This is a genomic window from Nocardia sp. NPDC058519 (assembly GCF_042719755.1).
In the GTDB taxonomy this organism is placed as follows: domain Bacteria; phylum Actinomycetota; class Actinomycetes; order Mycobacteriales; family Mycobacteriaceae; genus Nocardia.
In genome coordinates this window covers 116,860-139,602 of record NZ_JBHXNK010000005.1, presented here as the reverse complement: position 1 = coordinate 139,602, position 22,743 = coordinate 116,860, and the positions used below count along the sequence as shown (strand labels likewise).

20 protein-coding genes are annotated in these 22,743 nt (G+C 67.3%); 4 read left to right on the top strand and 16 right to left on the bottom strand.

The window, feature by feature from the left end; genetic code table 11:
- Positions 1–38: 38 nt before the first annotated feature.
- On the bottom strand, positions 39–1,733 hold the full coding sequence (locus ACFWPK_RS08245) for an alpha/beta hydrolase (RefSeq protein WP_378913892.1): 1,695 nt from the start codon (positions 1,731–1,733) through the stop codon (positions 39–41).
- A 95-nt stretch (positions 1,734–1,828) separates the two neighbouring features.
- The gene (gene purL / locus ACFWPK_RS08240; RefSeq protein ID WP_378913890.1) at positions 1,829–4,123 is read right to left on the bottom strand and encodes a phosphoribosylformylglycinamidine synthase subunit PurL; all 2,295 of its coding nucleotides are present in this window, start codon (positions 4,121–4,123) and stop codon (positions 1,829–1,831) included.
- A 162-nt stretch (positions 4,124–4,285) separates the two neighbouring features.
- Between purL and ACFWPK_RS08235 the strand changes: the two genes are divergently transcribed.
- Entirely contained in the window at positions 4,286–5,539 is a 1,254-nt protein-coding gene (locus tag ACFWPK_RS08235) for a glycosyltransferase 87 family protein (protein WP_378913889.1), read from the top strand.
- Between the two features lie 34 nt (positions 5,540–5,573).
- Here ACFWPK_RS08235 and ACFWPK_RS08230 read toward each other — a convergent pair whose 3' ends face one another.
- Positions 5,574–6,866: a M18 family aminopeptidase gene (locus ACFWPK_RS08230; RefSeq protein WP_378913888.1), complete on the bottom strand. Its 1,293-nt coding sequence runs from the start codon at positions 6,864–6,866 to the stop codon at positions 5,574–5,576.
- 61 nt (positions 6,867–6,927) lie between these two features.
- The gene (locus ACFWPK_RS08225; RefSeq protein WP_378914051.1) at positions 6,928–7,365 is read right to left on the bottom strand and encodes a MarR family winged helix-turn-helix transcriptional regulator; all 438 of its coding nucleotides are present in this window, start codon (positions 7,363–7,365) and stop codon (positions 6,928–6,930) included.
- Positions 7,366–7,425: 60 nt separating this feature from the next.
- On the opposite strand from ACFWPK_RS08225, the gene ACFWPK_RS08220 reads away from it, so the two are divergent.
- Positions 7,426–8,499 carry a substrate-binding domain-containing protein gene (locus ACFWPK_RS08220; RefSeq protein WP_378913886.1) on the top strand — a complete coding sequence of 358 codons (1,074 nt, stop codon included), beginning with the start codon at positions 7,426–7,428 and terminating at the stop codon, positions 8,497–8,499.
- Here ACFWPK_RS08220 and purQ read toward each other — a convergent pair.
- Both purQ and purS read right to left on the bottom strand, forming a co-directional pair.
- On the bottom strand, positions 8,496–9,173 hold the full coding sequence (purQ, locus tag ACFWPK_RS08215) for a phosphoribosylformylglycinamidine synthase subunit PurQ (RefSeq protein WP_378913885.1): 678 nt from the start codon (positions 9,171–9,173) through the stop codon (positions 8,496–8,498). The two genes, ACFWPK_RS08220 and purQ, sit on opposite strands and share 4 nt — an antisense overlap.
- Entirely contained in the window at positions 9,170–9,406 is a 237-nt protein-coding gene (purS, locus tag ACFWPK_RS08210) for a phosphoribosylformylglycinamidine synthase subunit PurS (RefSeq protein WP_056818769.1), read from the bottom strand. Before purS ends, purQ begins: the two co-directional genes overlap by 4 nt.
- Positions 9,407–9,503: 97 nt before the next feature.
- Between purS and ACFWPK_RS08205 the strand changes: the two genes are divergently transcribed.
- Positions 9,504–10,148 carry an MBL fold metallo-hydrolase gene (locus ACFWPK_RS08205; RefSeq protein WP_378913883.1) on the top strand — a complete coding sequence of 215 codons (645 nt, stop codon included), beginning with the start codon at positions 9,504–9,506 and terminating at the stop codon, positions 10,146–10,148.
- A 1-nt stretch (position 10,149) separates the two neighbouring features.
- Here the strand turns inward: ACFWPK_RS08205 and ACFWPK_RS08200 are convergent, their stop codons facing one another.
- The 5 genes from ACFWPK_RS08200 to ACFWPK_RS08180 form a co-directional block, all read right to left on the bottom strand.
- Positions 10,150–11,496, bottom strand: a complete 1,347-nt coding sequence (locus tag ACFWPK_RS08200) for a dipeptidase (protein ID WP_378913882.1) — start codon at positions 11,494–11,496, stop codon at positions 10,150–10,152.
- An 11-nt stretch (positions 11,497–11,507) separates the two neighbouring features.
- Positions 11,508–11,945 carry a hypothetical protein gene (locus ACFWPK_RS08195; protein ID WP_378913880.1) on the bottom strand — a complete coding sequence of 146 codons (438 nt, stop codon included), beginning with the start codon at positions 11,943–11,945 and terminating at the stop codon, positions 11,508–11,510.
- Positions 11,942–13,366, bottom strand: a complete 1,425-nt coding sequence (locus ACFWPK_RS08190; protein ID WP_378913878.1) for an APC family permease — start codon at positions 13,364–13,366, stop codon at positions 11,942–11,944. The genes ACFWPK_RS08195 and ACFWPK_RS08190 overlap by 4 nt, the downstream gene beginning before the upstream one ends.
- Positions 13,367–13,554: 188 nt before the next feature.
- Complete coding sequence (locus tag ACFWPK_RS08185; protein ID WP_378913876.1) at positions 13,555–14,256, bottom strand: DUF2334 domain-containing protein; 702 nt, start codon at positions 14,254–14,256, stop codon at positions 13,555–13,557.
- A 99-nt stretch (positions 14,257–14,355) separates the two neighbouring features.
- The gene (locus ACFWPK_RS08180; protein ID WP_378913874.1) at positions 14,356–16,503 is read right to left on the bottom strand and encodes a S9 family peptidase; all 2,148 of its coding nucleotides are present in this window, start codon (positions 16,501–16,503) and stop codon (positions 14,356–14,358) included.
- 130 nt (positions 16,504–16,633) lie between these two features.
- Between ACFWPK_RS08180 and ACFWPK_RS08175 the strand changes: the two genes are divergently transcribed.
- Positions 16,634–17,638: a DUF2330 domain-containing protein gene (locus tag ACFWPK_RS08175; RefSeq protein ID WP_378913873.1), complete on the top strand. Its 1,005-nt coding sequence runs from the start codon at positions 16,634–16,636 to the stop codon at positions 17,636–17,638.
- Positions 17,639–17,696: 58 nt separating this feature from the next.
- Here the strand turns inward: ACFWPK_RS08175 and ACFWPK_RS08170 are convergent, their stop codons facing one another.
- The 5 genes from ACFWPK_RS08170 to ACFWPK_RS08150 form a co-directional block, all read right to left on the bottom strand.
- Complete coding sequence (locus ACFWPK_RS08170) at positions 17,697–18,656, bottom strand: alpha/beta hydrolase (protein ID WP_378913871.1); 960 nt, start codon at positions 18,654–18,656, stop codon at positions 17,697–17,699.
- Between the two features lie 137 nt (positions 18,657–18,793).
- Entirely contained in the window at positions 18,794–19,216 is a 423-nt protein-coding gene (locus tag ACFWPK_RS08165; RefSeq protein ID WP_378913869.1) for an HIT family protein, read from the bottom strand.
- Between the two features lie 82 nt (positions 19,217–19,298).
- Complete coding sequence (purB, locus tag ACFWPK_RS08160; protein ID WP_378913867.1) at positions 19,299–20,720, bottom strand: adenylosuccinate lyase; 1,422 nt, start codon at positions 20,718–20,720, stop codon at positions 19,299–19,301.
- A 6-nt stretch (positions 20,721–20,726) separates the two neighbouring features.
- The gene (locus tag ACFWPK_RS08155; RefSeq protein WP_378913865.1) at positions 20,727–21,380 is read right to left on the bottom strand and encodes a TetR/AcrR family transcriptional regulator; all 654 of its coding nucleotides are present in this window, start codon (positions 21,378–21,380) and stop codon (positions 20,727–20,729) included.
- 157 nt (positions 21,381–21,537) lie between these two features.
- Entirely contained in the window at positions 21,538–22,701 is a 1,164-nt protein-coding gene (locus ACFWPK_RS08150) for a pyridoxal phosphate-dependent aminotransferase (protein WP_378913863.1), read from the bottom strand.
- Between the last annotated feature and the right edge of the window lie 42 nt (positions 22,702–22,743).

Sequence of the window (22,743 nt, the reverse complement as noted above, 5' to 3'; positions counted from 1 at the left end):
CGGGGCGCCGATCGAGGGGTTCGGCGCCCGGCGGTTCGTCACTTCAGCTGATGCTCGGTAGCCATGGATTCTTCGAGGAACACGCGAATCCGGGCAGCCAATTCCGGTGTGTAGTCCGGTGGTTGGGCCACCGCGGCCCACGCGTCGGGCACCAGGTTGCCGTAGTTGTGACCGTGCCCGTCCGAAACCGTCTGCGCACGCGGCAGATCCGCCGCCACCTGCCAGAACGTGACGATCGGGTACCACGACATCGCCGGTGCCACATCGGGTCCGCGCTTCTCCCGCAACCAATCCGGGCTCGAGAACAGCAGATCCGGCGACCACCACACCACCGGGTCGGAGGCGTGCTGCAGGTAGACGATGCGCGGGTCGTTCCAGGCGGGCGTCGGCTCGGTGAGCTGATCGGCGTTCGCCGCGAACCGCACCGACATTCCGTCGGCGTAGATCGGGGTGATCTCCTCGGTGCCGGGGTCACGCCTGGTCACGAATTCCGACCACAGCCGGTTGGAGTTGGGCGGGCCGACCCAGAGCACACCGTCGGTGCGGTTACGGATATCCGCCAGACCGGAGAACGCGCCCTCCGACCCTTGCGAACCGAGGCTCTCGCCGTAGACGAGCAGCTTGGGCCTTGAGTCTTCGGGCAGCGTCGACCAGCGGTCGTACACCTTGTCGAACAGCGTGCGCCCCATGGTCATCGACTTGTCCCGGTCGGACAGGAACGACAGCGCGCTGGGCAGATACGAGTACTGCGTCGCCACCAGCGCGGTGTCGCCGCCGAACATCAACTCGACCGCCTCGGCGCTGGTCGTATCGACCCAGCCGGTGCCGGTGGTACTGATCACCACGAGCACTTCGCGCTCGAAAGCCTTGGTGCGCTCGAGTTCGGCGATGGCCACATCGGTCTGCGCCTCGACGCCGTCCCCTGATTCCAGCCCCGCGTAGACCCGAATCGGTTCGCGCGCGGGTTTTCCGGTGACCTGACCGATCGCCAGGGCGGTCGGCGCGTTCGCCACGAACCACCGCCCCTCCGAACCGAGGGTGTCCCACTTGGCCAAAGAGTCGGGGCTGCCGGAACGTTCGGGCAGCGTCGGCTGCACCGCATTCGGTGAGGTATGGCTGTTGCGCGCGCTGAACGCCGAATTGGCCACGGCGAAAAAGCCTTTCGCCAACACGCCGTTGAACAACATCGCCGCGGCCACCACCACGACGATCACCCCGAGCGGCCGCGCGAACGCGGCCGGAATCCGCACCCACTGGTTCAGCGCGCGCGTCACCACGCGCACCAGCCGCACCACCAGCCGCGAGATCCAGATCAGCAGACCCACAACGACCGCGCCGACCAGCACCGTCCGCGGATACCCCGCGTCCGACACCGGCTCCATCCCCATCAGATCGGTGATCTGCCGTTGCCACTTCGAGGACCGGATGCTCATGAGCACCGCGAAGATCAGGCACGCCAGCACGATCGCGCTCTTCAGCGCGACCAGCAACCAGCTCGGGCGCCGAGCCCACGCCGTGCGCACCTGCTCGGGCCAGGTGATCCGCGGCGCGATCCACTTGCGCCAGGCCAAGGCCAGCGCGCAGCCGAGCCCGTAGCCGATCGTCGCGTTGATCCCGCTGACCAACCCCTGGAAGAACCAGTCACGCGGCAGCAGCGAGGGCGTCAGCGACAGCCCGAAGAACATGGTCGCCACGATCAGCCCAGCGTAATCGGGATGAAAAAACCTCTCCACCAGGTGAATTCCCCTGATGAAGAGGTTATCGCGAACTACCGGCGCAGAAGCCGAGCTCGTATCCCCACTGGTCACAAGCTCGACTCCTCTGTTGATCAGGCGGTGTGCGCTCCAAACAGCTTAGGCAGAGTGCCCTCGAACGCCTCGCGCAATTCCGCGAGTGTCACGGTGAACTGACCCTGCACCTCGACCGAATCCGAACCCTGGTCCACCACGCCGATGCGCACCCACGGCAGCTGCCGCGCGTCGCACATCTTGGTGAAACGGGTCTCCTCCGAACGCGGCACCGCGACGAGCACGCGCCCGGCCGACTCGGAGAACAGCTGCACGAACGGGTCCGAGCCCTCGGGAAGCACGATGCGGCAACCGGTTTCGCCTGCCAGCGCCGCCTCGATGACGGTCTGTGCCAGACCACCCTCGGACAGGTCGTGCGCGGCGGAGATCATGCCGTCGCGTGAACCCGAGGTGAGCACCTCCGAGAGCAGCTGCTCGCGGGCGAAGTCGACCTTCGGCGGCACACCACCGAGGTGATCGTGGGTGACCTGCGACCAGATCGAGCCGTCCAGCTCGTCGTGGGTCTCGCCGAGCAGGATCAGCGACTCACCCGGCTCGAGGCCGAGGCCGGTCGGGATGCGGCGGTGCACATCGTCGATCACGCCGAGCACGCCGACCACCGGGGTGGGCAGGATGGCGTCCTTGCCGGTCTGGTTGTAGAAGCTCACGTTGCCGCCGGTCACCGGAATGCCCAGCGCCGCACAACCATCCGCGAGACCGCGTACGGCCTGCTGGAACTGCCACATCACGCCCGGATCCTCCGGCGAACCGAAGTTCAGGCAGTTGGTGACGGCCTTGGGGGTGGCGCCGGTGGTGGCGACATTGCGGAACGCCTCGGCCAGCGCCAGCTGCGCGCCGGTGTACGGGTCGAGCTTGGTGTAGCGGCCCGACGCGTCGGTGGCCAGTGCGATACCGCGGCCCGAGGACTCGTCGATGCGGACGACGCCCGCGTCGGCGTGCTCGGCCAGCACGGTGTTGCCGCGCACATAGCGGTCGTACTGCTCGGTGATCCACTTGCGGCTGCACAGCTGCGGGCTCGAGATCATCGTGAGCAGGGTCTCGCGCAGCTCGTCGCCGGTTTTCGGCCGGGTCAGGGTGGCGGTGGTGTCGGCGATCAGCGCGTCCTGGGTGTCGGGACGCTGCACCGGGCGCTCGTAGACCGGACCCTCGTGGGCGACGGTGCGCGGCGGCACGTCCACCACGGTCTCGCCGTGCCAGGTGATGACGAGGTGGTCGCCGTCGGTGACCTCACCGATGTCGGTGGCCAGCACGTCCCACTTCTTGCAGACAGCCATGAACGCGTCCACGTTCTCCGGCGTCACGACCGCGCACATGCGCTCCTGCGATTCACTCGACAGGATCTCGGCGGGAGTCATGTGCTTGGCGCGCAGCGGGACCCTGGTCAGGTCGATGTGCATGCCGCCGTCGCCCGCCGCGGCGAGTTCGGAGGTGGCGCAGGACAGTCCGGCGCCGCCGAGGTCCTGGATCCCGACGACCAGCCCGGCCGCGTACAGGTCGAGACAGCACTCGATGAGCACCTTCTCGGTGAACGGGTCGCCCACCTGCACGGCGGGCAGCTTCTTGCGTCCGGTGCCGGACTCGTCACCGGAGAAGGAGTCCGAGGCGAGCACGGACACGCCGCCGATGCCGTCGAGGCCGGTGCGCGCGCCGAACAGGATGATCTTGTTGCCCGCGCCGGAGGCGAAGGCCAGGTGCAGGTCTTCCACGCGCATCGCACCCGCGCAGAGCGCGTTCACGAGGGGGTTGCCCTGGTAGGAGGCGTCGAACACGGTCTCGCCGCCGACATTGGGCAGGCCGAGGGAGTTGCCGTAACCGCCGACGCCGCGCACCACACCGTCGACAACGCGACGAGTGTCGGGGGCGTCCGCCGCGCCGAAGCGCAGCTGGTCCATCACCGCGATCGGGCGGGCGCCCATGGCCATGATGTCGCGCACGATGCCGCCGACGCCGGTGGCCGCGCCCTGGTAGGGCTCCACGTAGGACGGGTGGTTGTGGCTTTCCACCTTGAAGGTGACGGCCCAGCCGTCGCCGATGTCGACCACGCCGGCGTTCTCGCCGATCCCGGCCAGCATGGAGGCCTTCATCTCGTCGGTGGTGGTTTCACCGAAGTAGCGAAGGTGCACCTTGGAGGACTTGTAGGAGCAGTGCTCGCTCCACATCACCGAGTACATCGCCAGCTCGGCATCGGTGGGCCGACGGCCCAGAATCTCCTTGATGCGGGCGTACTCGTCGTCTTTGAGACCGAGTTCCTTGTACGGCTGCGGAGCATCCGGGGTGGCTGCGGCGGTAGCGACGGTGTCGACCTGCAGTGTCACGGGAGACCAGGGTCCTTTCGGCCGGGGGGAACTTGATCTGCAGAGTCTAATGGTTGCGCGATAACCGCCCGCCGCCCGTACTGCCTCGAGCTGGGGAGGCGGCCGGATTCGGTCTGGTCACACTTGCGGTTGGGCCACAGGAGTACCCGTTACTCTGGCGCCGTGAACGAAAGTCCGGGGGTTTCCGAGCAGGTCGAGCCGCCTGTCGCCGCGCAGGCCACGGAACCGAGCTCGAAATGGCTGACCGCCGCCATCGGATTGTTCGTGGTCTCCGCCGTGATCGCGCTCCTCGCGCACTGGTGGCACGGGTTCATCGACCTGCAGGTCTACCGCAACGGCGCGCGCGTGTGGCTCGACGGCGGCGACCTGTACGGCCCGATGCCGCCGGTGTACGGGCTCGGGCTGCCGTTCACCTATCCCCCGCTGGCCGCGATGTTCTTCGTGCCGCTGGCCTTGATGCCGCTGGTCGTCGCCGAGGTCGTCGTGCTGCTGACCTCGCTGGCGAGCCTGGGGATCGTGCTGTGGCTGGTGCTGGTTCGCGTGCGTCCCGAGCTCGACCGGATCTCGGTACTCGCCGTGGTGATCGCCGGGCTCGCCCTCGCCCAGTACCTCGAACCGGTCCGCCAGACCTTCAACTTCGGCCAGATCAACCTGATCCTGATGGCCGTGGTCGCCATCGACATTCTCGCGCGCAAGCCGTTCTGGCCGCGCGGGATGCTGATCGGCATCACGGTGTCGATCAAGCTGATTCCGGCAGGCTACCTGCTGTATTTCCTGATCCGCCGGGACTGGAAGGCCGCGGCCACCATGGTCGCGTCGGCCGCGGGCGCGGTGGGCGTCGGCTTCCTGCTGTTCCCCAAGGACTCGGTCGAGTACTGGTTCCACACCGTGTCCGACACCGGCCGTATCGGCACGCCCTACTTCGCGGGCAACCAGTCGATCAAGGGCACCCTGTTCCGCCTCGGCATGGACGAATCGCTGGCGACCGGCCTGTGGATCGGCCTGTCGGCGTTGACGATCGGGCTGGCCTCGGTCTGGATGTACCGGCTGATCGGCGCGGGCAACGATGTCGGCGCGCTCCTGGTGAACGCGGCCGCGGTGTTGTTGGTCTCGCCGGTGTCGTGGTCGCATCACTGGGTCTGGGTGGCCCCCGCGCTGGTCGTCGCCGTCAGCCTGGCCGACCGTCGCCGCTCCCGCGCCTTCACCACCCTCGTCGCCCTGTTCACGGTGATGTTCATCGTCGGCCCGCAGTGGGTCCTGCCACATTCGGGTGACAAGGAACTCGCCTGGGCTTGGTGGCAGCAGATCATCGGCAGCAGTTACGTGTGGGCCACGTTCGCTGTGATCGTCTACGCGGTGATCACCTACCGCCCCACCCGAAAGCCTTCGACGACGCCGGAACTCGCGACCACCTGAGCGCGGCGTCGACCAGAGCCGATCGTCGAATCTGTCAGTCCGTCGCTTCCGGGGTCAGGAACGCCGCAAGGGCTGACGCGTAGGCGGGGACGTCGGCGGCGCCCATGAGCTCGCGGCACGAGTGCATCGCGAGCTGCGGTGCGCCGACGTCGACGGTCGACATCCCCGTGCGGGCGGCCGTCATCGGCCCGATGGTCGAGCCGCACGGCAGGTCGGCACGGTGGACATAGCGTTGCAGCGGCACGTCGGCCTGCGCGCACGCGAGCGCGAACGCACCCGCGCCCGCCGCGTCGGTGGCGTAGCGCAGGTTCTGATTCACCTTGAGCACCGGCCCACCACCGACCTCGATGCGATGCGCGGGCTCGTGCCGGTCCGGGTAGTTCGGGTGCGTCGCGTGCGCCATATCGCCGGAGGCGACCACCGAACCGGCAAGCGCGGCAAGGTAGTCCGCACGCCCACCACCGCGGGCCAGCACGATGCGCTCCAGCACCGCGGGCAGCAGATCCGATTGCGCCCCACGATCGGACTGACTCCCGACCTCTTCGTGGTCGAACATCACCAGCACCGCCGTCGCCGCCCCCGGCTCGTCGGCGGCCGCGAGGAACGCCTGCAACCCGGCGTAGCAGGTGCCCTGGTTGTCGAGGCGCGGAGCGCTCACCAGATCCAGATCGCGACCGACGATCGTGCTCGACGCGAGGTCGTGGGTCATCAGTTCCCAGCCGAGCACGTCGGCGCCGTCGACCCCGGCCCGCTCGGCGACGAAATCCAGGAACGACGCGGGTGCGTCGCCGATCCCCCAGATGGCGTTCACGTGCCGTTGCGGGTCGAGGGTGACCCCGCGCCGGTCCTCGGACAGGTGAATAGCCAGCTGCGGCACCCGCAGGATCGGCTCGTCGACGCGAACCAGCACATCGCGCATCCGCGCACCCTCGCGCACACTGAGCCGCCCCGAGAGACCGAGCTCCCGGTCCAGCCAGGAGTTCAGCCAGGCACCGCCGTACGGCTCGAGCCCGACCAGCTGCCAACCCGCACCCGCCAGGTCGGGATGCTGCTTCACCCGCAGGTTGGGGCTGTCGGTATGCGCGCCGACCACCCGGAACGGAGCAGCGGGCACCGCGTCGTAATCTGCCCACGCGATCAGCGAACCACCGCGCACCACATAGTGTTTCCCGCCCGCGTCGTCCCATGCCGACGCCTCGGTCAACGGCGTGAACCCGTTGCCGTCCAGCTCGGCCGCCACCGTCGCACACACATGGAAAGGCGAGGGTGACGCATCGATGAAGGCACACAATCCGCTGGCCGTGGCCGCTGTCAAGGAAACCGGCATCCTGCGATCCTAGGCACGACACCGCGCCCGGGCACCCCGCATCGGGAAGTACGGTGCCTGATCAGTCGTCGCGTTCGGCGATCACCGCGAGCGCCGCCAGTAATTCGCCGTAGCGGCGAATCCCGAGGCGCGACCGTAACTCTTCCTCCGCTAGCTTCTCCTGCGCGCGGATCCTGGCGGCCAGCTTGGCCCCGAGGCTGCTCAACCCGATCAGGATCCGGCGCCGATCGTCGGTGGCGGCGACCCGGAAGATCAGCCCGCGTTCGGCCAGGTTGTCCGCGTGCCGGGTGGCCGAGGACGGGGCGAGCCGCGCCTGCGCGGCCAGTTCCGACATCGTCATCCCGTCGTCGGTGGACAACTGCGACAGGATCGCCCAATGATCGGCCGTGAGGTTGTCAGCCGACAACGCCGATTCGAGCCGGCCTACCCAGTTGCGCTCCGCGGAGCGCAGCGCGCCGTGCAGCGTGGAATACCCACTTATGATGGCCACCGATTGCATTCCCACCTGCCGAAAAATTCATTCGAACAATCCTGTTCGCACTTGGCGATAGAGTACAGAGTGCCTTTGTTCGGTCAGAGCCGGGATGAAACGATCGAGATTCTCTCGATCGTCCCCACGCAGGGTCCGGGTGGCATCATCGCGCCATCGTGTACCGCCGCCATTTCCCTGGCCGTCGACGAAATCAATAGCGGCACAGGAATTCTCGGCCGCGAAATCCACCTCACGACCATCGACGGCGGCCGCGAACCGGCCGAAGTCGCCGCCGAGGTAGCGGCCTTCCTGGCCACCGGAATGGTCGGCGCGATCACCGGCTGGCACACCTCGGCGGTGCGCCGGGCAGTCGCCGAGGCCGTGGACGCCCGCGTCCCCTACCTCTACGCCACCGACCACGAGGGCCTTCCCGACGAACGCCCCGGTGTCCTGCTGGTAGGCGAACATCCCGACCATCAAACAGTCCCCGCGGCCGCCTGGATGGGCCGTGAACTAGGAGTGCGCCGCTGGGCGGTGATCGGCAACGACTACATCTGGCCCCGCCGGACAGCACTGGCCCTGCGCCGATCCCTGCCCAACCCGTACGACATCATCGTCGAGCACTACGTCCCCCTCGGCACCACCGATTTCAGCGATTTCCTGGAGAACCCGGCGCTGCTGCTGGCCGACGCGGTCCTGATCCTCATGGTCGGCGCCGACACCGCCCGCTTCAATCGCCAGTTCGCCGCCACCGGCCTGCCCACCGTCATGCCCCGCCTCAGCCCGGCGGTCGACGAGAACGTCCTACTCAGCGCGGGCCCGTCTGCGAACACCAACCTCTACGTCGCCTCGAGCTTCTTCATCGACAACCGCACCACCGAGGGCCGGTCCCGGCGCGCCCGCTACCAGCGGCATCAGGGCCAATTCGCCCCGGCGCTGACGACTTTCAGCAACTCCACCTACGAGGCGATCCACCTGCTGAACACCCTGGCCGACACGACAGGCACGCTCGAGGTGGAAGCCATCATCGCCGCGGCGGAAACCGGGCTGGTGCTGGACGGACCGGCCACCCGCCGCGGATTTCTGGGCAATCAAGCAGTAGGCCCCGCCCACCTGGCAATGGCGAACGGGGTCGACTTCTACATCATCGACAGTCTCTAGGCGCCGACGAAACTATCGATCACCGAGAAGAACATTCCGAGACCGTCATCGCTGGGACCGGTCAATGCCTCGGTCGCGTGCTCGGGGTGCGGCATCAAACCGACGACCCGCCCGTTGGCCGAGGAGATCCCGGCGATCCCGCGCTGCGATCCGTTCGGGTTGTCACCCGCGTACCGGAACACCACGCGGCCTTCGCCTTCGAGCTCGTCGAGCACCTTCTCCGATGCCTGGTAACGCCCCTCGCCCGACTTCAGCGGAACAAGGATCTGCGCACCCGGCTCGTACCGCGAACTCCACGCGGTATCGGTCCCCTCGACCTTCAACCACTCGTCCCGGCAGATGAAGTGCAGTCCCTCGTTACGGGTCAGCGCACCCGGCAGCAGCCCGGCCTCACACAGAACCTGGAATCCGTTGCAGATGCCGAGCACCGGCAGACCCTGCCCGGCGGCGCGAACAACCTCGCCCATCACCGGCGCGAATCGCGCGATCGCCCCACACCGCAGGTAATCCCCGTAGGAGAACCCACCGGGCACGATCACGGCGTCGACACCCTTGATATCGGCATCGGCATGCCACAGGCTCACAGCCTCGGCGCCGGCCAGCCGAACCGCCCGAGCGGCGTCGACATCATCGAGCGTCCCCGGAAAAGTAATTACGCCAATGCGCGCGCTCACGAGACCCGAACGACCTTCCAGTCCTCGATCACCGTGTTCGCCAGCAGCGCCTCGGCGATCTGCTCGAGCTGAGCGTCCGACACACTGTCGTCCACCTCGAGCTCGAATCGCTTGCCCTGCCGCACATCCGAGATTCCGGCGAATCCCAGACGCGGGAGCGCGCCGACCACGGCCTGTCCCTGGGGGTCCAGAATCTCGGCCTTCGGCATGACCTCGACCACGACTCGTGCCACGCGTTGCTCCTCAAGTGGTGTGTGGGTTACCCCAGAAATCCTAGTTGACAGGGCCGTCGTGCCCGCGTTCCGGGGTCGCGGCGGCTTAGCATCGGGTATGCGCATCGCCCACTTCGGTCATTCCTGCATCCTCGTGGAACTGCACGGCGTGAAAGTGCTGTTCGACCCCGGCACCTTCGCGCACGGCTTCGAGGGCATCACCGGCTTGGACGCGATCGCGGTGACCCACCAGCATCCCGACCACATCGATCCGAACCGGATCGGCGACCTCATCGAGAACAATCCCGGCGCCCGCCTGCTGTCGGATCCGCAGACCGCGCAGCAGCGCAGCGAGGGCTGGGAGCCGGTTTCGGCTGGTCAGGTGCTCGACATCGGCGAGTTACAGATCACCGGCGGCGGCGGCAGGCACGCGGTGATCCACCCGGAGATCCCGGTGATCGACAACACCGTCTTCCAGCTCGGCACCGAGGCCGACCCCGCCCAGCTGGTCCACCCCGGCGACTCGCTCTGGGTGCCGCCGGTCCCGGTCGGCGTGCTCGCCATCCCGGCCGTCGCCCCGTGGATGCGCATCTCGGAGGCCGTCGACTACCTACGCGCCGTCAACCCCCGCACCGCGGTGCCCATCCACCACGGCATCATCACCCCCTCGGCCCAGGGCATCTACTTCGGCAGGCTGACCGAGATGGCCCCGGCCGGCACCGAGTTCCGCGTCATCGAACCCGAGGACCAGGGCCAGTTCTGAATCAGCGGTAGCTGGTCAGGAACAGGGCTTCGGCCAGTGCCATGTGTTCGATCTCGGTGGGATCCACGCTCTCGTTGGGGGCGTGGATCAGGCATTTCGGTTCCTCGACGCCGATCAGCATGATCTCGGCCTTCGGGTAGGTGTCCTGGAAGACATTGCACAGCGGGATGGATCCGCCCTGCCCCTCGGTGGTCACGTCGCGGCCGTAGGAGGTCGCCATCGCCTGTTCCATGGCGGAACGGGCAGGTCCCTGTGTAGACGCGACGAACGGTTCGCCGAGCGCCTCCACCTCGATGTCGAGCTCGGCGTTCCACGGCACATGCGCGCGCAGGTGCTTCTCCAGCAGGTCGTAGGCCTGCTTGGGTTCGGTACCGGGCGGGATGCGCAGGTTGAGCCTGGCCTTGGTGCTCGGCTGGATCGCCGCCGACGACCCGACCACCGCGGGCACATCCATCCCGAGCACGGTGAGCGCGGGCCGCGCCCACAGCATGTCGGACACGGTGCCGTTGCCGAGCAGCTCGACGCCGTCGAGCACACCCGCGTCGGACCGGAAGTCCGCCGACGGATACTGCACACCGGTCCACTTCTGATCGTCGGTGAGCCCGTCGATCGTGGTGTTGCCCTCGGCATCGCGCAACGACGACAGCAGCTGGATCATCGCGGCGAGCGCATCCGGCGCCGGTCCACCGAACATTCCCGAATGCATCGGCCCTTCCAGGGTTTTCACCGTCAGCACCACATTCACCATCCCGCGCAGGGTCTGGGTGAACGTGGGTACCCCGACGGCGAAGTTGCCGCAGTCGGCGACCAGGATCGCATCCGATTGCAGCAGAGCGGGATTGGCGACGACGAACTTCTCCAGGCCGCCGGTGCCCTGTTCCTCCGAACCCTCCGCCACCACCTTGATCCCGATCGGGAAGTCTGGTCCGATCGCGCGCAGGGCCGTCAGATGCGTGACGATATTGCCCTTGCAGTCGGCCGCCCCGCGCCCGTACCAGCGCCCGTTCTTGTCGGTCAGCGTCCAGACCGGCGTCTGCCACGCGGCATCGTCGAGCGGCGGCTGCACGTCGTAGTGGCAGTACAGCAGCACCGTCGGCGTGCCGGGCGGCCCCGGCTTCGACGCGATCACGGCCTTGCTGCCGTCGGGCGTCTCGTGCAGGCCGACCTCGGTCAGTCCCGCCGCGGCGAACGCGTCGGCCACCCACTGCGCCGTCTGCTCACATCCTTCCGGCGGGAACTGGCGCGGGTCGGCGACGGATTTGAACGAAACGAGCTGGGCCAGATCCTTTTTCGCCTGGCCCATCAGCCCGGAAACCTTGCTGCGCAGCGCCGTCACATCATCGGTCATCTCTTCGCGCCTCACTTCGTGGTGTCGTCCAGATTCAGGGTGTCGAGATGAGAAAGGTAGTCCTGCAAGCGATCCGGGCAGTAGGTGGCGATCGTGAGCGCGACCGCCTCGGTGGTGTCGCGCGGGCCGATCACCGGACGCTGCCCCGGCCCGGCCGCACCGTTGGTGATCGAGGCCTGGTATTTCGCCTTGATCAGCGGCGAACCCGGGTCCTGGCACACCGACCCGCCGTCGTCGCCGAGCGCGTTGGCGATCACGTCCGTCTCCGGCGCGGGCAGACCGGCGGCGAGCAGATTGTTGTGCAGCTGCTCGGCTTTCGCACTCGCCTGGGTGTTCTCGCGGATCTCGGTGAAAGTGAAGAGCCCGATCAGGGCGAACACCACGAGCAGCACACCCGCGGTGACGTAGATCCAGCGTCGCTTGCGGTCGGGGGCGTCTCCGGTCGTCATGCCTGCTGCCCTTCCGGTACGGCGAATTTCCAGCTGTCCCTGCGGTTTCGGTAGAACAGGTACGGGATGAGCAGACCCACGATGCCCAAGCCGCCACCCACGATGAGCACGTACACCAGCGGACTGCCCGCGCCGAACTGCGAGGGCGGCACGAAACCGATCGCGAACGCGGCGATCGAGGAGGCGGCGCCGAGCGCGCACAGCCCCATCAGCGCGGGCGCACGGTAGCCGCGCGGGTGATCGGGATTGTCCCTGCGCAGCTTGGCGGCCGCGGCGAACATCAGCACGTACATGATCAGATACACCTGCGTGGTGATCACCGACAGAATCCAGTACGCACTGGAGACATTGGGGATGAAGGCGTAGAGCAGCGCGATCAGCGTGGTGAACACACCCTGCGCCACCAGCATGTTCTGCTGCACGCCGTGCTTGTTGAGCCGGGTCAGGATCGGTGGCAGATAGCCCTCGCTGCGCCCGATCAGCAACAGCCCCTTCGACGGTCCGGCCAGCCAGGTGAGCATGCCGCCGAGTGCGGCGGCCACCAGCGCGATACCGATGATCGGGGTGAGGAAGCCGATCCCGAAGTGGCCGAAGAACGCGTCGAAGGCCTGCATCACACCCGCGGTGAGACTCAGGCTGGCCGAGGGGACGACCCAGCTGATCGCCAGCGCGGGCAGGATGAAGATCACCAGCACCAGGCCCATGGCCAGGAACATCGCCTTCGGGAATTCCTTGGCCGGGTTCTTCAGCGACGACACGTGCACCGCGTTCATCTCCATGCCCGCGTAGGACAGGAAGTTGTTCACGATCAGCACCAGGCTCGCCAACCCGGCCCACGCGGGCAGCAGGTGCGACGAATCCATCGGGGCCGCGGAGGGATTGCCCTGTGCGAGGAATACCAGACCGAGAACCACCAGCAACGTGCCGGGGATCAGCGTGCCGATGACCAGGCCCATACTCGACAATCCGGCCACGGTCTTGGTGCCCTGCGAGGACACGTACACACCCGCCCAATAGACGGTGATGATCACGATCGCCACGTACAGGCCGTTGGAAGCCAGCGACGGATGAATGATGTAGGCGAAAGTGCTTGCGACATAGGCGAGCAGGCTCGGATAGTAAAAGATCGTCATGGCGAACTGGCACCAGACGGCAAGAAATCCGAGCGGCTTACTCAATCCCTCGCTGACCCATTGATACACCCCGCCCTGCCATCCCGACGCGAGTTCCGCGGCGACCAGCGAGGTCGGCATCAGGAACAGAATCGCGGGAATGATGTACAGGAATACACAGGCCAATCCGTATATGGCCATCGTGGGCGCGGATCGCAGGCTGGCCACCGAACTCGTGGTCATCAGCGCCAATGTCACCCAGGACATATATTTCGTCGTTGTCGCGACTTTCGTCGCGGTGCCCGTCATCAGCGCTGCCTCCTGCTGTTTTAACAACTAGCGGAAACCACTCGATCAACTGGGCAATGATAACCGCCGTGTGTGCGGCGAGAAGGCTCGAAACTCCGGGAAACATATGCACTGTCGAGTGTCGACACACTCGATTCCGAGGCTACCGCCGCGCGCTGTTCGCCAGTGTGCGCGCGGCGGCGGCCTGGTCAGGCAGCTCTGGCTTCCGGGTATGGCTCCCAGCGGTATACGTCGCTGCGGGCACCGTGGTACAGCGCGAGATCGACCGCGTCGAACATCGCCTGGCGCGGGCCCGACCGCTGCAACTGCGCCGCCGACACCGCCAACCGCAGCACGCCACCGCGCCGTGCGGTGCGCGCGGCACCCATCACCAGCGCCCGGCACCACCACGGTTCGGCCCGGAAGCCCTCGCCGATCCCGTACACCCGAGCACGTTGGGCCACATCGCGTTCCAGGTCGAGCATGCTGGTGAGCCCGAATGCCATCCGGAACCCCACGTCGGGCAGCGCGGCCAGCGCACCGGATGAGGCGTCCCAGCGTGGCGCGGCGAACAGCCGGGTGCGCAGTTCCACCCGCTCCATCACCCGATCGGCTGCCTTCAGCCGCAACGTCGCCTCGTGTCGCGGCAGGTCGGCGAACTCCGCGCGCCGGGCCTTGGTGGCGGCCTGGTCGTACCCGTGCAGCACGATCGCGTCGCCTTCGAGGCGCCGCCCGCGCAGCCACGACTGCGTCGCCGGATCGTCGACCAGCCGGTACTTGCCCTTCAATCGCGGTGCGACCAGCAACGACAGCCGCACACCCCGCGCGTCCATCTCCCCCGCGAACTCGATCGCGGCATCGCGAGTCGTATCCCGGATCCCCGACACCGAAACGATCAGCTCAGCGTTCATGCTCCAACGATGACAGCCCGAGGTGACGCCAACGTGCTACCCCGATGACGCCCCGACGAATTTCGTGTCTTCTGGCGGCTGGCGCCGCGGGTTCTACTCCTACGCGTCGGCGAGACCCACTCGGTCGAGGACCCACGCGTACTCGAAGCCGACTTCCTTCCACTTCTCGTAGCGCCCGCTCACACCGCCGTGGCCTGCGGTCATCTCCGTTTTGAGCAGCACCTCGTTGTCGCCGGTCTTGGTGGCGCGCAGCTTGGCCACCCACTTGGCCGGTTCCACGTAGAGCACGCGGGTGTCGTTGAGGCTGGTGATCGCCAGGATGGCCGGGTAGTCCTTGGCCTCGACGTTCTCGTAGGGCGAGTACGACTTCATGTACTCGTAGACGTCCTTGTCCCGCAGCGGGTTTCCCCACTCGTCCCATTCGATCACCGTCAGCGGCAGTGACGGGTCGAGGATGGAGGTGAGGGGGTCGACGAAGGGGACATTGGCGAGGATGCCGGTGAACAGCTCAGGGGCGAGGTTGGCGACCGCGCCCATCAGCAGCCCGCCCGCACTGCCACCGTCGGCGATCAACCGGTCGGGTGCGGTGGCGCCGGTGTCGATGAGATGGCTTGCGCAGGAGACGAAGTCGGTGAAGGTGTTCTTCTTCAGCAGCGTCTTGCCGTGCTCGTACCAGAGCCTGCCCATCTCGCCGCCGCCGCGCACATGCGCCACCGCGAACACCATGCCGCGATCGAGCAGCGACAGCCGCGAGACCGAGAACGACGGGTCGATGCTGGCCTCGTAGGAGCCGTAACCGTAGAGCAGTGTGGGTTTCGGCCCGTCGGGCAGCCCGCTGCGCTTGATGATCGAGATCGGAATCCGGGTGCCGTCGGCGGCGACGGCCCAATCACGATGCTGCTCGTAGTCGCCCGCGTCGTAACCACCGAGTACCGGCTGTTCCTTGCGCAGCAGCAGCTCACCGGTGGCGGGCACGTAGTCGAACACCTGCATCGGCGTGATGAACGAGGTGACGCCGACGCGCAGCGTTGGCTGCTCCCATTCCGGGCTCGAACCCGCACCGGCGGAGAACAATTCGAGGCCGAAGTCGAGCTCGGTCAGTTCGCCGAAGCCCTCCGGCGTGAGCGGCCACACCGAAAGGCGCGGCAGCGCGTCGCGCCGGTAGCCGAGCACCAGGTGGTCGGCGAAGGCGTCGATGTCCTCGAGCCGCACGTCCTCGCGATGCCCGATCAGGGTCGTCATGTCCGACGGGTCGGTGACGGGCGCGACGGCGAGCACGAAGTTCTCCGCCTTCACCCCGTCGATCACATCGTTGTGCAGGATCAGGAACTTGTCCTCGCCCGCGATCACCGCGTGCTCGGCCGAGTACTCCACGCCTTCGCGGCGCGGCAACAGCGGCCGGAACTCGCCCTCGGGGTTGTCCGATTCCAGGACCCAGCCCTCGGTGGTGATCTTGGAACCGAGCCAGACCATCAGGTACTTCTCGGAGCGGGTCGCGCCGACGCTCACCCAGTAGCGATCGTCGGGCTCGTGGAACACCGTCACATCGGCGTCGGAACCGGTGCCGACGCGGTGGCGCCACACGGTGTCGGGGCGCCATGACTCGTCGACCGTCTGATAGAAGATGTGCGTACCGTCCAGCGACCAGGTGGCCCCCGGTGCCGCGCCCGCCACCTCGTCGGGCAGCAGTTCACCGGTGCGCAGGTCCTTGATCCGCAGCGTGTAGCGCTCGTCGCCGGAGCTGTCGACGGAGTAGGCGAGCAGGTTGCCGTCGTGGCTCAGCGAGAACGCGCCGAGGGCGAAGAAGTCCAGACCCTCGGCGAGGATATTGCTGTCGAGCAGCACCTGCTCGCCCTCGATCTCGGAACCCACCTCGAGCTGCGGCGGCGTCCACGCGTCGATTCCCTCGGCCTTCGCGTCGATGGGACAGCGGCAGTGCACGCCGTACTGTTTGCCCTCGAAACTGCGCGAGTAATACCAGTAGTCGCCCAGGCGCGTCGGCACCGAGAGATCGGTTTCCTGCGTCCTGGCCTTGATCTCGTCGAAGATCTTGTCCCGAAGGGGCTGCAGCTGGTCGGTCTGCGCCGCGGTGAAGGCGTTCTCCGCCTCCAGATACGCGATGACCTCGGGGTCTTCCTTGTCCCGTAGCCACTCGTAGTCGTCGACGAACGTGTCACCGTGGTGGACCCGCTCGAAGGGCGCCCTCTTCGCGATCGGCGCCGACACAGTCTCATTCTCGCCAGCCATCCGTCCACCGTAGCCGCCCCACTCCAACCGGGCCCGCCAACTCGGCCGCCGGCCGCTGGTGGCCGTGCCGAAGGCCCGATTTGCGTAGCCTGACCGCATGGGGATGCGGTACGCAATTCGATCGTTGTTCGTGACTGCCGGGGTGCTGCTGGCCGCGGGGTCCGGGGCGGTGCTGCCGGCGAACGCGTGCGCGTGCGGCGGCGTCGTCAGCGGGGACAGTTCGGCCAGGGTGAACAGTGAGTCGGCGGTCCTCGGCTGGGACGGGCGGCGCGAGACCGTGCTGATGCGGCTGGGTATGCAGTTCGCCGGTGCCGACGCGGCGCTGATCGTGCCGACGCCGACACCCGCGACCGTCTCGGCCGGGAATCCGGACTCGTTGCGCGAGCTCTCGCGCATGACCGCACCCGAGCGGGTCACCGAATACGACTGGTTCGGCAGCGGTTCGCTGGGCGGCGACACCTCCGGCGCCGCTCCCGGTTCCGGTCCCGATGTGCTCGGCCGGGTGCAGCTGGGCCCGCTAGAGGCAACCACCTTGCGCGGCGGGGACCTCGCCGGAATCCGGGAGTGGCTCGACACCAACGGTTATCAACTCCGACCCGAAGTGAGCGCCACCCTCGACCCCTACCTACGCGAGGGCTGGTCCTTCGTCGCTATGCGTCTGACCAGCGCGAAGTCTCTCTCCGGCGCTCTCGACCCGGTCCTTCTCACCTTCGACTCCGACCGCCTCGTGTACCCGATGCGCATGTCGGCCGCCGCGACCACACCCCAGTCGGTTCACCTCTACATCTTCAGTGACCACCGGGTGGCACGCGTCGACCCCGACACGAAACCCCACACCATCACCACCGAATTCGCCTCTCCGGTCGGCGAACCCAGCGACCCGGACCTGAAAGCGCTTGCCGCAGGCAACAACTACCTCACCGAACTCTCGATCTACATCCCCGACCCCGCGACCATCACCAGCGATTTCATTTTCGGCCCCGCTGCCGAGAACGTGCCCGTGCGTGACCGGATAGTGAGCAAGGAATACGTCGAAATACTCGGCCTGCCTGCGGGTTACGTGCTGATCGTCACCGGACTGTCGGTGATCGGCGTGATCGCGAGCGCGGTCCTGCGTCGACGATCCGCGAGGTAGCCCGAACGCACCGCGACCCGGTTCTACGGCCGTAGAACCGGGTCGCGTGTGGAGATTGTCAGGCGCCGAGCGCGGGTCCGATGACCGGCCACGAGGCGTGCAGGGCGTCCTGCCAGTAGGACCAGGAGTGCGTGCCCACCGGGTGATAGTCGATCTTCGCGCCGATGCCCGCACCGCGCAGGCGCTGGTCGAAGGCCACCATGCAGGTGTTGACGCCGAGTTCGATGGGTCCGCCGAGGAAGATGTTCTCGGCCAGCGTCGGCTTGAGTTCGGCCTCGTGCGGGCCGGGGATGCCGGTGCCGGTGGACATGTACAGCGCCTTGCCGCGCAGCGCTTCGATCATCAGGGCCGGGTCGTGTGCGGCCCACTCGGGACTACCGGGCGCGCCCCACATGTTGCCGGGATTGCCGCCACGATTGACGATGGAGAACATCATCGCGCCCGCGGCCATCGCGATGTCCGGACAGGCACTGTAACCGGCCACGGCACGGTAGAGGCCGGGGTGGCGGGCAGCAAGGATGTAGGCCGCGTTGCCGCCCATCGACAGCCCGCCGATGCCGTTCACGCCGTTGCCGTTGAAGTGTCCGTCGATCAGGCCGGGCAGTTCCTGGGTGAGGAACGTTTCCCACTTGTACCGGCCGAAACGCGGATCATCGGTGATCCAGTCGGTGTAGTAGCTGGCCTGGCCGCCCATCGGCAGCACCACGTTGACGTTCTTGCCGCGGAAGAAGGCTTCGGCGTCGGTGGCGTTGGTCCAGGTGCTCTGGCCGATGCCGGGGTCGAGCCCGTCGAGCAGGTAGTACGTGCCGCGCGAGCCACCGCCCGCGGGATGCAGCACCTGTAGGTCGACATTGCGGCCCATCGCGGGCGAGGCGACGGTGATAGCCGTCCGGTGCGGAGTCAGTTCGTTGACTCCGATGATCTGCGCGGCGGACGCCGCCGTGGGGTGAACCACCGCCGGTCCGATCACACCGAGAGCAATAGCCAGCACTACAGCAGCAACACCTGTACGACGCACGATCTACCCTCCATAACCGCATGCCAATGACAGTCCAAGGTAACCCACAGGTGAACGAACTGGAAGCATTTAGCGTTTCCGGCGTTTCTTCAGCAAACTCCCCGGTTTGCAATGACCGCTTCGCCCGAAAATGCAGGTCAGCGGGTGAGCGCGCCCCGGATCGAGCCTGCCAGGTAGTCGAGGTCCGCCCGCGCGGGAGTTGTCGGCCGCGCACGCAAGCCGAAGCCGTCGCCGGGTGTTCGCGGGATCACGTGCAGGTGCACATGGAAGACCTCCTGCCCGGCCGTAACCCCGTCGGCGAGGAAGAAATTCACCCCGTCGGCCGCCACTTCACTGCTGCGCAGCGCGGCGGCGATCCGCTGCCCGACCTGAAAGAGCTTGCCGCCCAGGGCGGGATCGAGATCGGCCAGACTCGGCGCGGGCACCTTGGGCACCACCAGAACGTGCCCCGGTGTCACAGGACGAATGTCCATGAAGGCGAGGACTTCGTCGTCCTCGTAAACCTTCGAGGACGGGGCGGCCCCGGCGATGATGTCGGTGAAGATCGTGTACGGATTCACCCGCGTACGGTATCGACTCCGACGCGCGAAAGCCCGCCACCTGCGCCGGAAAAGCGGCAGGGGCGGGCTGATACGCACGGCTCTACAGAATCGGTGACGGCGTGTAGCGCGCGGCTTCCGGATTGGCTTCGACCAGCTTCTGCACCTGCGCGACCACCTCGGACACCTGGTCCGATGCCGCACCGATGAACGCGGCCTTGTCGGCCAGCGCCGCGTCGAGGCCCGCACGGTCGAGAGGCATCCGCTCATCGGCGGCGAGACGATCCAGCAGATCGGGTTCGCGCCCCTGCTCGCGCATGGCCAGCGCCACCGCCACCGCGTGCTCCTTGATGACCTCGTGCGCGGTCTCGCGGCCCACGCCGGCGCGCACCGCCGCCATCAGGATGCGGGTGGTCGCCAGGAACGGCAGGTACCGGTCGAGCTCACGCGAGACCACCGCCGGGTAGGCGCCGAACTCGGCGAGCACGGTCAGGAAGGTCTCCGTCTGCCCGTCGATGGCGAAGAACGCGTCCGGCAGCGCGACGCGGCGCACCACCGAGCAGAACACGTCGCCCTCGTTCCACTGCGCGCCCGCCAGCTCGGCCGCCATCGAGCCGTAGCCGCGCAGGATCACCTGCAGGCCGTTCACCCGCTCGCAGGATCGGGTGTTCATCTTGTGCGGCATCGCCGACGACCCGACCTGGCCCGGCTGGAAACCCTCGGTGACCAGCTCATGACCGGCCATCAGCCGAATCGTGTGCGCGAACGACGACGGCCCGGCGCCCAGCTGCACCAGCGCGGACAGCACATCGTGATCCAGCGACCGCGGGTACACCTGGCCCACGCTGGTGAACACCGTCGCGAAGCCGAGGTGGGTGGCGACCTGCCGTTCGAGGGCGGCGAGTTTGCCCGCGTCACCGTCGAGCAGGTCGAGCATGTCCTGGGCGGTGCCCATCGGGCCCTTGATCCCGCGCAGCGGGTAGCGATCGATCAGGTCGCGCGTCCGGGCGAGGGCCACCAGCATCTCGTCGGCGGCGGAGGCGAAGCGCTTGCCCAGCGTGGTGGCCTGCGCGGCGACATTGTGCGAGCGCCCGGCCATCACCAGCGTCTGGTACTCGGCCGCCCGCTCGGCCAGCCGCGCCGCGATGGCGATGCCGTGCTTGTAGACGTGCTCGAGGGAGAGCCGGATCTGCAGCTGCTCGACGTTCTCGGTGAGGTCGCGGCTGGTCATGCCCTTGTGCACGTGCTCGTGCCCGGCGAGGGCGTTGAACTCCTCGATCCGCGCCTTCACATCGTGACGGGTGACCCGCTCGCGCTCGGCGATCGAGGCCAGGTCCACCTGGCCGATCACGCGTTCATAGTCCTCGACAACCCCTGCGGGGACATCGATTCCGAGTTCGGCCTGCGCGCGCAGCACCTCCAGCCACAACCGGCGCTCGAGCACGATCTTGTTCTCGGGCGACCAGAGCGCGACGAGCTCCGGGCTGGCGTATCGGGTGGCGAGGACATTCGGGACGAGGCTCACGAGCACTCAGTCTAATTGCCGCACCCGTTCGGCCTGCTGGGGCATCATGTTCGGGACCACGGGCGGGGCGACGATGTCGATCATTTCGAGCAGACCGGCCCGGGCGGGTCGGCGGGGCTCGGGGTGGCCTTCGATCAGCGCGGCGACCACCGCGCCGTCGACGACGGCCACCAGCCTGCGTAACTGCTCGGGGCGCACCACTCGGTCGGAGCGGCGCAGCACGTCGGCGAGCAGTTCTTCGAGCTGGGTGCGTAGTCGGAGCTGGACCTCACGTAACTCGGGATGACGGGCCGACGCCACGGAACGCTCGTAGCGGGCGATGAGCTGGCCGCGGGCGTCCAGGTCGCCGTCGTCGGGGCCGACGAGCACGTCGAGGACGAGCTCGACCGTCGCGTCGGTGCCGCGCCTGCGATGGCTGACCTCGCCGACCCGGCGGCGCATCGCGTCGAGTTCGATCGCGCCGCTGAACTCCACGGCGCGGGCGATCAGATCTTCCAGCGATTCGAAGTAGTAGGTGGTCGACGCGAGTGGAAGATCGGCTCGGGAGGCCACCGAACGATGTCGCACGGCGTCGAAGCCGCCTTCGAGCAACAGCTCAGCCGCCGCCGCCACCAGAGCCTGCCGACGTCGTTCGCCTTTCGGGGTCGTTGCGGTGGTCACCGTGCCAACGTGCCAGTCATCATCAGTTCAACCGTGCGCAATCGTCATCGGGGAAACACTGGGAATTCGGGATAACTGAGTTTTACCGTATCCCGGCACAGATGTGTTCGTACTACGCAAAGTTGTTGTCGCACATCACTGTTGACAAGGGGCCGGATCAGCCCTTCAGGAACCCTCCCAGACGCTCCAGCGCTGCGGCGATGTCGTCGGTGGCGCCTGCGAAGGAAAAACGGACCGTGTGGTTTCCATTTGTGGTGTCGAAATCGAGTCCGGGCGCCAGTGCGACGCCGGTTTCGGCGAGCACCTCCGCGCACCAGGCCCGGGAATTGTCGGTCAAATGTCCAATATCGGCGTAGGCGTAGAAGGCGCCGTCGGCGGGGGCGAGATCGGTGATTCCGATCGCGGGCAAACCCTCCAGGAGCAGCGACCGGTTGCGCGCGTACCGGCGCACATGCCCGTCCAGTTCATCCTTGGCTTCCGGCCCGAAAGCGTGCACGGCCGCGTATTGGGAGATCGCGGGCGGGCACACCGTCATATTCGACGCCAGCCGTTGCAGCGCCGGGCGCAGGTCGGCCGGGGCAAGCATCCAGCCGAGCCGCCAGCCGGTCATCGAGAAGTATTTCGACACCGAACCGATCACCACCGATTCCCGGGAGAACTCCCACGCCGAGGAGGTCGGCGTGCTCGCGCCCGCGTAGGTGATGCCGTGGTAGATCTCGTCGGAGATCAGCAGCGTGCCGTGCTGTTCGCACCAGCGGGCCAGCGCGGCGAGCTCGGTGGGGTCGATCATGGTGCCGGTCGGGTTGGCCGGGCTGGCCACCACCAGACCCTTCGGCGGCTCCGGCAGCGCCTCGAGCATCGCCACGGTCGGCTGGAATCTGGTCTGCGGGCCGCAGTCCAGTTCGACGACCGCACAGCCGAGCGCGGACAGCGTGTTGCGGTAGGCGGGATAGCCCGGACGCGCCACCACCACGGTGTCACCCGGGTCGAAGGCGGCCAGGAAGATCAGCGTGAACGCGCCAGAGGACCCGGTCGTCACCACCACCTCGTCGGGGTGCACGTCGTAGCCGTAGGTCTCGCTGTGATGGCCCGCGATGGCCTCGCGCAGCGGCAGAATGCCGAATGTCTCGGTGTAGCCGAGCAATTCGTGATCGATGGCGGCTCTGGTCGCCCGCAGCACCGGCGCGGGCGCCTGCGTCGAGGGCTGCCCCGCCGCGAGCACCAGCACATCGCCGTGCGACCTGGCGCGTTCAGCAGCCGCTTTCCACACATCCATGACGTAGAAAGGGGCAATGGCCGACCGGCGCGATTCTCTGGACACCCGAGAGACGGTAGAGCACCCGATTGCGAGCGTTCACGGATA

What these genes read in the sequence shown, in the direction of transcription:
- ACFWPK_RS08230 (WP_378913888.1), bottom strand. Translation starts at nt 6,866, where the DNA reads ATGCCGGTTTCCTTGACAGCGGCCACGGCCAGCGGATTGTGTGCCTTC.
- ACFWPK_RS08225 (WP_378914051.1), bottom strand. Translation starts at nt 7,365, where the DNA reads ATGCAATCGGTGGCCATCATAAGTGGGTATTCCACGCTGCACGGCGCG.
- ACFWPK_RS08205 (WP_378913883.1), top strand. Translation starts at nt 9,504, where the DNA reads ATGCGCATCGCCCACTTCGGTCATTCCTGCATCCTCGTGGAACTGCAC.
- ACFWPK_RS08200 (WP_378913882.1), bottom strand. Translation starts at nt 11,496, where the DNA reads ATGACCGATGATGTGACGGCGCTGCGCAGCAAGGTTTCCGGGCTGATG.
- ACFWPK_RS08195 (WP_378913880.1), bottom strand. Translation starts at nt 11,945, where the DNA reads ATGACGACCGGAGACGCCCCCGACCGCAAGCGACGCTGGATCTACGTC.
- ACFWPK_RS08190 (WP_378913878.1), bottom strand. Translation starts at nt 13,366, where the DNA reads ATGACGGGCACCGCGACGAAAGTCGCGACAACGACGAAATATATGTCC.
- ACFWPK_RS08185 (WP_378913876.1), bottom strand. Translation starts at nt 14,256, where the DNA reads ATGAACGCTGAGCTGATCGTTTCGGTGTCGGGGATCCGGGATACGACT.
- ACFWPK_RS08180 (WP_378913874.1), bottom strand. Translation starts at nt 16,503, where the DNA reads ATGGCTGGCGAGAATGAGACTGTGTCGGCGCCGATCGCGAAGAGGGCG.